Origin of the sequence: Maribacter sp. HS, assembly GCF_048059195.1 — a bacterium.
Taxonomy (GTDB): Bacteria; Bacteroidota; Bacteroidia; order Flavobacteriales; family Flavobacteriaceae; genus Maribacter; species Maribacter dokdonensis.
Genome location: NZ_JAYLVV010000004.1, coordinates 454,271 through 467,370, shown reverse-complemented (window position 1 = coordinate 467,370; position 13,100 = coordinate 454,271). Strand labels below are relative to the sequence as shown.

The 13,100-nt window shown below is 34.9% G+C and carries 10 protein-coding genes; 8 read left to right on the top strand and 2 right to left on the bottom strand.

All coding sequences use genetic code 11. From position 1 onward, the window contains the following. Nucleotides 1-94 precede the first annotated feature (94 nt). Both VBZ51_RS11575 and VBZ51_RS11570 read left to right on the top strand, forming a co-directional pair. Entirely contained in the window at nucleotides 95-994 is a 900-nt protein-coding gene (locus VBZ51_RS11575) for a sugar phosphate isomerase/epimerase family protein (RefSeq protein ID WP_416577025.1), read from the top strand. Between the two features lie 3 nt (nucleotides 995-997). Further along, nucleotides 998-1,837 carry an aminotransferase class IV gene (locus VBZ51_RS11570; RefSeq protein ID WP_416577024.1) on the top strand — a complete coding sequence of 280 codons (840 nt, stop codon included), beginning with the start codon at nucleotides 998-1,000 and terminating at the stop codon, nucleotides 1,835-1,837. Nucleotides 1,838-1,841: 4 nt separating this feature from the next. On the opposite strand, the gene VBZ51_RS11565 is transcribed toward VBZ51_RS11570, so the two are convergent. Further along, complete coding sequence (locus VBZ51_RS11565) at nucleotides 1,842-2,684, bottom strand: hypothetical protein (protein WP_416577023.1); 843 nt, start codon at nucleotides 2,682-2,684, stop codon at nucleotides 1,842-1,844. A gap of 283 nt (nucleotides 2,685-2,967) precedes the next feature. On the opposite strand from VBZ51_RS11565, the gene VBZ51_RS11560 reads away from it, so the two are divergent. Continuing rightward, nucleotides 2,968-3,159, top strand: a complete 192-nt coding sequence (locus VBZ51_RS11560; RefSeq protein ID WP_027067037.1) for a cold-shock protein — start codon at nucleotides 2,968-2,970, stop codon at nucleotides 3,157-3,159. Nucleotides 3,160-3,216: 57 nt separating this feature from the next. On the opposite strand, the gene VBZ51_RS11555 is transcribed toward VBZ51_RS11560, so the two are convergent. Beyond that, a complete protein-coding gene (locus VBZ51_RS11555; protein WP_291960785.1) occupies nucleotides 3,217-3,972 on the bottom strand; it encodes a helix-turn-helix domain-containing protein in 756 nt (251 codons plus the stop codon). A gap of 243 nt (nucleotides 3,973-4,215) precedes the next feature. Here VBZ51_RS11555 and VBZ51_RS11550 point away from each other — a divergent pair, with 243 nt between their 5' ends. Genes VBZ51_RS11550 through VBZ51_RS11530 form a run of 5 tightly spaced genes read left to right on the top strand, consistent with a single transcriptional unit; the run spans nucleotide 4,216 to nucleotide 13,077 of the window. Further along, nucleotides 4,216-4,611, top strand: coding sequence for a molecular chaperone Tir (locus VBZ51_RS11550; RefSeq protein WP_058102732.1), 396 nt, complete (start codon nucleotides 4,216-4,218; stop codon nucleotides 4,609-4,611). Nucleotides 4,612-4,624: 13 nt separating this feature from the next. Continuing rightward, entirely contained in the window at nucleotides 4,625-5,338 is a 714-nt protein-coding gene (locus tag VBZ51_RS11545; protein ID WP_074674794.1) for a PspA/IM30 family protein, read from the top strand. Nucleotides 5,339-5,342: 4 nt separating this feature from the next. Further along, complete coding sequence (locus VBZ51_RS11540; protein ID WP_058102733.1) at nucleotides 5,343-6,047, top strand: OB-fold-containig protein; 705 nt, start codon at nucleotides 5,343-5,345, stop codon at nucleotides 6,045-6,047. 14 nt (nucleotides 6,048-6,061) lie between these two features. Beyond that, nucleotides 6,062-8,128: a flotillin family protein gene (locus VBZ51_RS11535; protein WP_058102734.1), complete on the top strand. Its 2,067-nt coding sequence runs from the start codon at nucleotides 6,062-6,064 to the stop codon at nucleotides 8,126-8,128. 59 nt (nucleotides 8,129-8,187) lie between these two features. Continuing rightward, nucleotides 8,188-13,077, top strand: coding sequence for a DNA repair ATPase (locus VBZ51_RS11530; RefSeq protein ID WP_416577022.1), 4,890 nt, complete (start codon nucleotides 8,188-8,190; stop codon nucleotides 13,075-13,077). Nucleotides 13,078-13,100: the final 23 nt, after the last annotated feature.

The following is a 13,100-nucleotide window of genomic DNA, read 5'->3' as shown; positions in this document are numbered from 1 at the left end:
CGTTTTCGGCTGCTTTTTAATTTTACACACACCTTATTTTGCTACCTATGTATTATATTTATACTATAGGTCCATACCAATAAAACATCATACCATGAATACTTTAAGTTCGCGTAGAACATTTTTAAAGCAAACAGGGGTTTTATCCGTTAGCTCCATACTTCCGTTATCCGTTCTTCCGGTACATTACAAGTATAAAATGGGACTTCAATTGTTCACTATTAGAGATGCCATGGCCAAAGATCCGTTAGGAAGCATAAAATATGCTAGGTCCTTAGGTTATGAAGATGGAGAAATTTATGGGTACAACGGTGATAATGACACATATTATGGCATAAAATCAAAAGAGTTTAAAAAGCAGCTAGATAGTTTGGATTTTACTATTTCTAGTGGTCATTATGATTTTTCCAGTCGCTTTAATCAACCTATTGATGTTTTAAAAAAATATGTGGACCAGTGCATTATTGGTTCTAAAAATTTAAACAGCAAATACATTACCTGGCCTTGGCTTGCCCCGGAATATAGAACTATCGAGAATTTTAAAGTACTGACAGATAAGTTAAACATCATAGGTGAACAAGTAACCAATGCAGGTTTACAATTTGCGTATCATAACCACGATTTTGAATTTACGGACCATAATGGTGAACAGGGCTATGATATTATCCTATCCGGTACAGACCCAAATTTGGTAAAATTACAAATGGATATGTATTGGGTAGAACATTCATCAAATAAAAGTATTCATGAATTGATCAAAGAAAATCAAGGTAGATATGTCATGTGGCATATTAAGGATATGGACAAAGTAACGCGTGACTATTCTGAAATGGGTAACGGTTCTATTGATTATAAGAATATATTATCATCCATAGAACAGAAAGATTTACAATACTATTATATTGAGCAAGGTGGTAATTTTGCAAAAAATTCAATGCAAAGTATTACAGACAGTGCCATATATTTTAAAAAACATCTGCAACGCTACCTTTAATCAATGGCATATCCAAACAAAGTTTATTTAAATGGAAATATTGTAGATGCAGAGGAAGCAAAAATATCTGTATTCGACCGCGGATTTATTTTTGGTGACGGATTGTACGAAGTTATGGTACAGATCAATGGTTCTTTCTTTTACGAGAAAGAACATTTAGAACGGCTACAATACGGTTTACAAGCAATCAACATAGATTTTCATACAGCCATTCTTAAAAAAGAAATACCCAAATTATTACATGCTGCTCAGCTGACAGCTATTGACTGTATGTTGTATATACAGATTACTAGGGGAGTAGCTCCAAGGCAACACTCTTTTCCGCAACAATGTCAACCTACGGTAATGATGTATGCCATACCAAAAGTATTACCTGTTATCAATGAAATTAATGCCAAGGTAATAACCAGAAAAGATTTTAGATGGTCTCGCTGCGATATTAAAATGACCTCACTTTTAGGCAATGTTATGCTTAATGAAGAAGCTATGCAGCATGAATGCTACGAAACTATTTTACATAGAAACGGAGTTTATACAGAAGCTTCGCATAGCAATGTATTCTTTGTTAAAGAAGGCGTGGTTTATACACATAAGGCAAATGAACATATTCTTAACGGAATTACAAGGATAGTGGTCATTGAACTTTGTAATTCGCTAGGCATACCTTTAAAAGAAGAAGCTATTTCAGTTGAAGAAATTGAACATATTGATGAAGCCTTCTTAACAGGAACCAGTACCCAAATAGCCTCAATTCAACAGATTGATGATAAATTACTATACTCGGAAAATGAAAAAGGCCCCATTACAAAAAAACTGCAAGAGGCCTTTTTAAAACTTAAGTAGCTAATTATTTTACTTGAAAATAATCGAAGAACTGATCGGTATCCTTTATTTCCATTAGACCAAGTATATAACATACCTCACTTAAATCCGAAAAATCAAGACCACCTTCATCTACGCTTTCATTTAAATATCTGCCATCTTTTCCATTATACTGATTGCCAAGTCGTATTGCCGTATTCCAGATGTTGGTTAATTTTTCATCATTGATTTTAGTCTCCCAAGCTACTTTATCATCAGATTTTAAACCAGGTGTACCATTGCCAACAGCGTTACCATCAGCAATTTTGTGATAATCCGTAACCGTTTGTGTGTATTTAAGCTTTGTAGGTTCTGTTACGGATTCGTTCCAATCACTATGCTGTACCACATGAATATGTTCTTTTATTTTAATTGACGGATTTTGATTTGATATTTGCTTTACCCAATCTGCCGTGAAATCTGACTGACCTGCTTCGGCTACCCAAACATCGCCACCATTTTTAATGGTCTTTACCACTAATTTTGCAACTTTAGCTACAGATGCTTCCCATTCCTTATCAGCATCTGTCCAATTATTTTTAAATGCCATTTTCATTAATTCGTTTGGCGGAACGTAAAGTCCTTCTTGAATACCATAAGAACCAGCAACAGCATAGTAATTTAAAGGCTTAAAATCCGGGTGTTTCAAAAGTGTAGCCAAACCTGCAGCTGTATGTAAATCATCAATATCCGTTTTGCAATCTAACTGTACCAATAATAAATCCTTAGAGATATCATAATTTGGTTTTTGGGCTGTCAAACAAAAGCTAAATAATAAAATGCACGTAATACCTGATATGGCTTTCTTAAAGTCAAATGTGTTTTTCATGTTGTTGAATACTATGAGTTGATTTTTTTGTTGTTTCTACTAATGTATCAATATTTATAATAGCATAATTGATGATTTTCTCATAAATCATGAAATAAACAACATCAGACATAATCAATAAAGATGTTCAATTTAGTTTTACAGAGAGTAAATGTTTCATTTTGAGCACAAAACTCATAAAGTATTCACAAAAAAAGAATATAAGTGATCAATAACCGCTCATTGTCAACTATTGGCGTCATCTTTGTTCACTAATAAGTATTATAAATTAAATTACATTACAATGAGTAAAGGAACAGTAAAATTTTTCAACGACACAAAAGGTTTCGGTTTTATCACTGAAGAAGGAGTTGAGAAAGATCACTTTGTACACATTTCTGGGTTGATCGACGAAATTCGCGAAGGCGATGAAGTTGAATTTGAACTTAAAGAAGGTAACAAAGGTTTAAACGCAGTGAACGTTAAAGTTATCTAAGACATATATACATTCAAGTTTAAGAAAAAGCCCTCTACTATTAGAGGGCTTTTTTTATTATCGCTCATTTTTAAGTCTATCAAAATCTTTCTCTAATTGAAATAACTTTTCTTCTATGTTAAAATTGGTCTCTGGCAGTCTATGATAGAAAACGTATCGTACACGCCACATTTCCTTAATTTCCTTTAACTGGAGTACTACGTCATCTACATTTTTATGATCCGCCCGTAACACAAAACTATCATTGGTAATAAACAATCTCCTTAAAATGATTTCCTTTTCTGTTACCGTAAAAACCAAGGTGCCATTATTAAGTTTTGAATATACCGTTGGCGGCACCCATTCCCCAATAGCAATATCCTTAGGGAACATTCCTAGTTCATTTCTGCTCATTTCTAAATTTTGAACGGTGTATGCCCTAAATTTTTTATCTGGATTTATAGGTAATGATAAAAAAGGGAGATCTTGTATGTAAGAATCCTTGCTGAAATACTTTATATAATCGGTCTGATTCACAGCTGTAATACAAGGTACTTTAATAAAGAATTCTTGCTCACCAAGGTCTTGCTCAACAGTTAAATTGCCTTTGAACTTTAATAAATTATTTACCGTTAATTCGGTTGTTAGCAAGTCATCTATAGGAATGCTAAAATAATTAGCAATTTTTATCAATGTTTCTAGTTTTGGCTCACTCCTCCCTTCTTCATAAGCACCCAAAGTACCTCGTTTTAAGTCGAATAGCTCTGCAAATGCTTGCTGACTAAGACTTTTTAAACTTCTGATTTTCCTAATATTTTTACCGAAATATGACATTTTTTGCTAATTAAATTTGCAAATGATAAATATTTATTTATATTTGTCTAACAAAATTAGCAATAAATATTTGAATTGCTATTATTTTGAGCTATTAATTTTTGTTTAACCAATTTTAAAAACTCAATATCATGTTCGTCGTAGTTATTTACATTTTAGCGCTCCTCTTATCAATTTAGGATTACGCACCAATATTATTTTGTATTATTGAATTTAAGAATCCACTTACAAAAACCAACACAAATGAAAAACCATTTTAATATAACCAGAGATTACCTGCTTGAATTGAATTTTAATATTGTAAAGGAGAATAGGGCAGACGGAATTATGGTTGTTGAGAAAGAAGATTCTGGAATAAAAAATTTGATTTTGGGAGTATCGCCTCCAATTTTGATTATGGAACAATTTATATTCTCCGTTCACAATCAATCTGAAAAAATCTTTAAAAGCTTACTTCAGAAGAATAGAGATATCATTCACGGCGCTTTTGTTTTAGATGAAACTGCAAACCGCGTCATATTCAGGGACACCTTACAAATTGAGAATATGGATTTGAACGAGTTTGAAGCCAGTCTCAATTCATTAAGCTTACTTATGAGTGAATACTCGGACAAAATCATTGAATTTTCTAAATATTAAAAACAATAAAATCATGAATATATTTAAAAGACTATTTAAAATAGGAGAGGCTGAAACCAATTCGGCTATTGACAAAATGGAAGATCCCATTAAGATGACGGAACAAGGCATTAGGGACATGAAATTAGACTTAGAAAAAAGTTTAGAGGCCCTTGCACAAGTAAAAGCACTTGCTATACGTTCTAAGAACGATCAAGACGTTTATAAGAACAAAGCCAAGGAATATCAAGATAAAGCTATTATCATTCTAAAGAAGGCCAATAGCAAAGAATTGGACGCTGCCGAAGCGGACAGACTGGCAAAAGAAGCTCTAATGCAGAAAGAGAACAATGAGAAACAATTAGAGGCTACCAAGGTAGAGACTGAAAAATTTGAGGCTAATGTAAGTCAAATGCAAGGCAACGTTGAAGCGCTAAAGGCGAATATAAATAATTGGGAAAACGAACTTAAAACGTTAAAAGCGCGTGTTAAAGTAAGTAATGCTACCAAAAATTTAAATAAGCAAATGGCAGAGTTAGACAGTAGTGGTACGGTTTCTATGCTTGAGCGTATGAAAGAAAAAATAGCGCAAGAAGAGGCCTTGGCCGAAGCGTATGGTGATATTGCCAATGCTAGTAAATCTATTGATGAAGAACTAGATAAAGCTGCAGATACCACAGAAGCCGCTGCAGATGACGAACTTCAAAAATTAAAAGAACAATTAGGGTTCACAAAAACCAAAAAATAAGAATTTGAATCAACTAACCGACATATTATTTTCTGAAGTAAACATTACGTTGACCGTACTGTTGATACTTCTAATTGTTTACTGGATCATTACCATGATCGGTGGTCTTGATTATGACCTTGATGTAGATATAGAGGTAGATGCAGATATAGATTTTGATGCCGGTATTGAAGGCGGTAATCTAGATTTTGAGGACATTTCAAATGCAGAGGTCAATAAAGACGATGTTATAGGTAAGAAACGTAAACCCTTAAAAAAGTGGCAAATATTTCTCATTTATTTCAACTTTGTTGGCTTGCCGTTCATGTTCACTTTTACCTTCTGGATTTTCGTTTGGTGGTTTTCTACTACCATACTTACAACACTTACAGGTACCTATGAAAACTACATTGGTTTTATCATAATGATTGCGGTTCTTATTCCTGCTTTGTTTATCAATAAAATTCTTACCACCCCGTTTAAAGGATTTTTTAAGCAATTGAATAAGGATGGTGACGCCCCGGTAGATTTTTTGGGGAGACAAGCAATTATGTTATCTAGTATTAGTGAAGATAAACTGGGTAATGCAGAAGTAAAAGCAGATGGCAACAGTCATTCTATTTACGTAAAATCGTTAGACCGTAAACCTTTGCCCTATGGCAGTTCTGTACTTATTATTAAAAGATCTGCGGATCACACACACTTTTTAGTTCAATCTTATAATCAATAAATCTTAAATCATTTATGGAATCCATCTTTTCAATTATTGGTATAGGTCTAGGAGTTCTTCTTTTCCTTATCATCGTTTATTTTGCAATTATTGCCATGTTCTACAAAAAGGTTCATCAAGGTCAAGCCTTGGTAAGAACTGGTTTTGGTGGCACAAAGGTAGCCACCGATAAAGGTCTTTATGTGGTTCCTGTTTTTCACCGTGTAGAGGTAATGGATATCTCGGTAAAGAAAATTCAAATAGAAAGACTGGCTACAGAAGGTCTTATCTGTAAGGATAATATGCGTGCAGATATTAAAGTGGCGTTCTTTGTTAGGGTAAACAATGAGGTTGACCTTATTAAAAAGGTAGCGCAGACTATTGGTGTACAAAGAGCCTCTAGACAAGAGACGCTTGAAGAACTTTTTGAAGCCAAATTCTCGGAAGCTTTAAAAACCGTGGGTAAAAAATTCGATTTTATTCAACTGTATGAAGCCCGTAGGGAGTTTAGAGATGAAATTGTAGATATTATTGGTATTGACCTAAACGGCTATACTTTAGAGGATTGTGCCATTGATTACTTGGAACAAACTGCTGTTGCCCATTTAAAGGCCGATAATATTTTAGATGCTGAAGGTATCAAAAAGATTACCGATCTAACCGCTGCACAAAACATTAAAGCGAATCTTATTAAGCGCGATGAGGAGAAAATAATCCGTAAACAAGATGTTGAAGCTCGTGAGGCTATTCTTGAGCTGGACAAGCAGTTAGCGGAAAAAGAGGAGCAACAAAAAAGAGAAATCTCTAACATAAAGTCTCGCGAAGAAGCAGAAACTTTAAAAGTAGCCGAAGAAGAGCGTTTAAAGTCTGAAACCGCACGTATTGCAACACAAGAAAAGGTAAAGGTTGCCGAAGAGAATATGGAGCGACAAATTATTGTAGCGTTGAAAAATAAACAACGTACAGATGCTGTTGAAACCGAAAGAGTTGAAAAAGACCGTTTATTAGAGGCTACGGAAAGAGAGCGAGTTGTTACCCTGGCTCAAATCGAGAAAGAGAAAGTAGTAGAAGTTGAGAAAAAGAATATTCAAGATGTTATTCGTGATCGTGTTACCCTAGAAAAAGGAGTAGTGGAAGAGCAGGAGAACATGAAAGACATTGAAGCTTTCAAGACTGCAGATCGTGAAAAACAAGTTAAGATCACCATTGCTGAAGCTAATGCACAAGAAGATTTGATCAAAACGATCAAAGCGGCCGAGGCTCAAAAAGAAGCGGCCAAGCAAAAAGCGGAGGAAATCAATATTGAAGCACTAGCACATAAAGAAGCTAGTGAGAAAGAAGCAGAAGCACGTAAGATTTTGGCTGAAGCACAAGCTAAAGAAGAAGCTACCGTTGGTATGTCAGAAGCACAAGTAATGCATGCCAAGGCGGATGCCTATGAGCGTGAAGGTGTTGTACAGGCGCTTATCATCGAGAAAAAAGCAAAAGCAGAGGCTGCAGGTATTGAGGCTAAAGCGGAAGCAAAACGTAAAGATGGTTTAGCTGAGGCGGATGTAATTAAAGAGAAAGCGTTAGCAGATGCTGCCGGTATAGAAGAAAAAGCGAATGCCATGAAGAAATTAGATGGTGTTGGTAAAGAGCATGAAGAGTTCAAGCTGCGTTTAGACAAAGAACTACAAATTGACCTGGCTCAAATTAATATCCAGAAAGATATTGCCGATGCTCAAGCTCAAGTTATTGGAGATGCATTAAAAGCTGCCAAAATTGATATTGTTGGTGGTGAAACAATGTTCTTTGACCAGATTATCGGGCAAATTACCAAAGGTAAAGGTTATGACAGGCTCGTAGCTAACAGTACCAACATTCAAGATGTAAAAGATGCTATTTTAGGTAGTGATGACGTAAAGGGCAACCTTTTGGAAAAGGTGAAAGAATTCGCTGATAAATATGGTATTTCTTCAGATGACCTTAAGAATTTAACCATTGCAAATTTATTGATGGATCTAAAATCCAAGTCCAGCGATAATGATGAACAAACCTTGTTCAGCAATTTATTCAACCTTGCCAAAGGTTTAGGAATGAGTGATAAGAAATTGCGTTAACACCAAAGCTTATTACTTCAACTAAATTAATAATGTAATTTAAAAGCCTAAGAATTTTTATGGCAGAGCATACCCAAACAGACACTACGGAAGAGCATGTATTGGACGGTGGCACATATGATGTTATCAAAAATAGATTACAGAAGCAAAAAGAGCTGTTACAGAACAAGTTAATTGACCTTAACAATGACAGAAAAACAGTTTTTGGTTCTTTAGAGACCAAGCTTATTGCTAATGACCGCATCAATACGGAGAACAACTGTATTGCACGTGATATTGTTTCTTTTGGCAATACGTGTCTGTTTGGTTATAATGTTCATTTTGGGCTAAGGACGGACATCAACATTAAAGATGTTTTTAGTTGTTATCACTTTGAGGATAATAGCTTTAAGGCAATAGATCTTGGTCTTTTAGAGGATGATACTTTTAAGACAGATTTCACCAATCTGTACAAGTATTACAGAAATACTATATTCTCCAATTTTGCCATCATTGGTAATTATCTACATATGGTCTTTCGTTTAAGCGATAGCCCTACAGATATAAAAACCTTTAAATGGTTATTGGTCAACAATACTTTAAAATATGTTGACAACAGAAGTGAACATGAATATAAATTTCCGGTTCAACAAGAATTTAAGTGGCAAGAGGCAAGTAGGGATATGCACCGCTATGGTGTACACTCACATGTTTCTATTAAAGATCGTGTATTTGTTGAAACCATTGGTGGTGACCTAACCATTAAAATTGAAGATAATACCGAAGAAGGCAAAGGTATTTTTGATGAACCTGTTGAGTATGTAGACCAGACTTTAGATGATGGTCAGTATCGTTTTGGAGATTTAGGAAACTTGTTGGTTCTAGAAATAAAACCATTTCAAGAGTCGCCTCGTTACTTTGTTTTTAACGATAAAATGAAAGAAGTACAGAAAATAGAATCTGTAAAAGATGCCTGTATTCTTCTTCCCGATGATCAAGGAATCATTTTCCCAACCGGATATTATTTACAAACCGGAGAATATCACATTTTTGACAATGCAATACCAAATGTAAAATTTCAACAACGCATTGTATCGCCCAACGGTGAGGATTTTCTTTACGTGTTTTATGCAGCTAATGAAGGACTCTATAATCTTATGTCCTTCAACATCATTAGTCAAGTTATAAAAACACCAATAATTTGTAACGGATTTACCATTTTAGAAAATGGTGAACTATGCTATTTTAAGACAGAGCAGGAGCAGACGAAACACCACGTAGTACAAATTTGGCAAACCCCTTATTTGAAAGGTGATTATATGCCATCGCAACATGAAGACACTTTGTTGTACAAAATTGGCAATAAGGACATTGTGCGGGCAATGGCTGAAGTAAACAGCTTAATTACCTTGCTGAACAAAAATGATAATTATGCGGGTCTCTACAGTGATATCGCCAAGTTTTCAAAAGATATTATAGATGCATATTACTGGTTGCCAGAACCGGAAACGCATCAACTTAATATTCCTATAGAGGAAATCAACAAAGCTTCCAATGCCGCTATAGATGAATTTGAGAAGGTTGTACAGCTTCGTAAAAATGCTCAAAATCAATCTAAGGAAATTCAAAAAAACTCATCGGAACTATTCAATAAAATTAAAAGCACATCTTTTAAAAGTATTGATGAATTCGTAGCACTTTTAACGCGTTTACGATCCACTAGGGGTGAGGTTATTTCGCTAAAAGAGGTTAGATATATTGACCTGGAATTTCTTAAATCATTAGAAGAGGAAATTGAAGCACAGACCAAAAAAATATCTGAGCGCTGCGTCCAGTTTTTATTGAATCCGAATGCCCTACAACCTTACCATAAAGCTTTAGAAGAAAAAAAGAGTTTCATAGATACCGTTGAAAAGGTAATAGAAGCCAAGAAAAAGGAAGAGGAAATCAATGAAATCAGTACCGATCTTGAAATGTTGATTGATATTGTTTCAAATTTAGAGATAGAGGATACTGCACATTCCACTAAAATAATAGATGATATATCGTTGATTTTTTCCACGATAAATGAGTTAAAGGCGGCTTTAAAGAACAAAAGAAATTCTTTGGGCATATCTGAAGCAAAGGCAGAATTTGCCGCTCAATTAAAGTTGATTGATCAAAGTATCATCAATTATATTGACATGGCAACCACTCCTGAGAAGTGCGATGAATATCAAACCAAAACATCTATTCAACTCGAGGAGCTTGAGGGCAAATTCACGGATTTCGAGGAATTTATTGAAATCATCATTGAAAAAAGAGAAGAGGTATATGCTGCTTTTGATGCCCGAAAAAATTCCTTAATTGAAAAACGAAATAAGAAGTCAAGCGCATTGACCAATGCTTCTCAACGTATTTTAAAAGGAGTTCAAAAGAAGGCACAGAGTTTTAATACTGCGGTTGAAATCAACGGGTATTTTGCATCGGACCTAATGATCAATAAGCTTCGCGACATCATTACCCAACTGCAGGAGTTAGATGATAGTGGAAAGGCTGAAGAGATAGAGACCCAACTTAAAACTGCCCGAGAGGATGCACTTAGAAAGTTAAAGGATAAACTTGACCTTTATGAAGATGGCGACAGTGTCATTAGGTTAGGAAAGCACAAATTTGGTGTTAACAAGCAGCAATTGGATTTAACCATTGTTTTTCATGACAATGAACTAAATTATCATTTAACGGGGACCGATTTCTACAAACAACTGGATAATGAAGAGTTTGTAAACAATAGGCATTTATGGAACCAAGAGTATGTATCTGAAACCGATGAAATCTATAGAGGTGCCTACTTAGCCTATAAATTGTTTTCCAACTTTAGCGAAGATGAGTTACTATCGCTAAATGACGATGAGTTATTGAAGGTAGTTCAAGAACAGAGTAGAAATGACTATTCTGAAGGTTATGTAAAAGGTGTTCATGATGTAGATGCATCAAGATTATTAAAGTTATTGGTTCATAAGCATCATGAATTAGGTTTGCTTACTTACCGACCAGAAATAAGAGGATATGCTCAATTTTTCTGGAACAGTTTAAATGAAGAGGTGAAAAACGAGTTGGATAAAAGTCTAAAAACAGCAGGTGAGGTTCTACAGTACTTTCCAACATCTAACGAATATGCTTCTGTCGTTGAAAAAATACAGGGTTTAGTAGCTCAATTTGGAGAAAATACTGCCCTATATGACTCATTGCTGAGTGAAGATATTGCTTCCTATATATTTGAAGAACTTAAATCTGATTCTGAGTTTGTTTACAGCAGTGTGGCAATACAATTGAAAGAAGACTTTATAAAATTCCTAAAATCACAACAGGCAGATTTAAAATTTAAAAAGAGCATTGAAGATACGGTTAGTTTAGAGGACAAAGTTCGTTTAGCTAAACAATGGGTGGCCGCATTCTTAAAAACCAAAGAAAAAGAAAGCCAAGGAATAGATCTTAAAAGATATACGCATGAAATTGTTGGGGCTTTATTGTTCAGAGATGAATCCGCCTCAAAAATTAAATCTGTTTCACCTAACGAAACCATTAAGGAATTAAGAGGCTCCCATACCACCATAAACAATGGTACGTATATCTTTAATTACCATGATTTTATTTCTAGAATGAGATTGTTCGTAACCAGTGAGGTACCGGCATTTCAAAAATTTAAAAAGACCAAATTAGAAATAACGGAGCAACTTAAAAACGATTTAAAACTAGAAGAGTTTAAACCTAGGGTGCTTACTTCTTTTGTGCGTAATAAGTTGATCGACCAAGTGTATTTTCCCATTTTCGGTAATAACCTGGCAAAACAGCTAGGTACGGTTGGCGCCAATAAACGAACCGATAGAATGGGAATGTTGCTTTTAATATCTCCACCTGGTTACGGAAAAACCACGTTAATGGAATATATAGCCAACAGATTGGGCTTAATATTCGTAAAAATTAACGGTCCGGCAATTGGTCATGAAGTCACCAACGTAGACCCCGCATCTGCAAATAATAGTGCGGCAAGGGAAGAACTAAAAAAGCTGAATTTGGCTTTTGAAATGGGAAACAATGTTATGTTATATTTAGATGACATTCAACACTGTAACCCAGAATTTCTTCAGAAATTTATTTCCTTATCTGATGGTACCCGTAAAATAGAAGGGGTTTATGACAATGAACCTAAAACTTATGATTTAAGGGGCAAAAAGTTCTGTGTGATTATGGCGGGTAACCCTTATACCGAAAGTGGAGAGAAATTTAAGATTCCAGATATGTTGGCAAACCGTGCAGATATCTATAACCTTGGTGATATTATTGGAGAAACTGAACATCTGTTCAGATTGAGCTTAATTGAAAACTCGCTCACCGCAAACCCCATTTTACAACAATTGGCAAGCAAGGAGTTTGAAGATGTATATACCTTGGTCAACCAAATAGAATCTAAAACGGATGAAGGTCAACTAAAAGGAAACCATTCCAGTCAAGAGGTTGAGGAATATAAAAAAGTATTGGAAAAGGTTCTTAAGGTTAGAGATGTGCTCTTAAAGGTTAATGCCACCTATATTAAAAGTGCAGCTATGCAAGATGAATACCGAACCGAGCCTGCTTTTAAATTACAAGGTTCGTATAGGGATATGAACAAACTTGTTGCCCAAATTGTTCCAATAATGAACGATAAGGAGTTAAACACCTTATTACGATCTCATTATGAAAATGAAGCACAGACACTTACCGGGTCAGCAGAGGCTAATTTATTGAAGTACAACGAATTAATCGGACAGCTTTCTACAGATGAAAATGAAAGATGGTCTGCCATAAAAGAGCAGTTTGTAAAGAATAATAAAATCAAAGGTTTTGGCAATGCCAACGAAATGGCTCAGGTTTTATCGCAAATGATGGAGTTTTCAGAAAATCTTGCCGGTATTAAGTCGGTCTTACAAAACGGACTTAAAAAAGACTAGTTGAATTAAAACACTTCTATTTT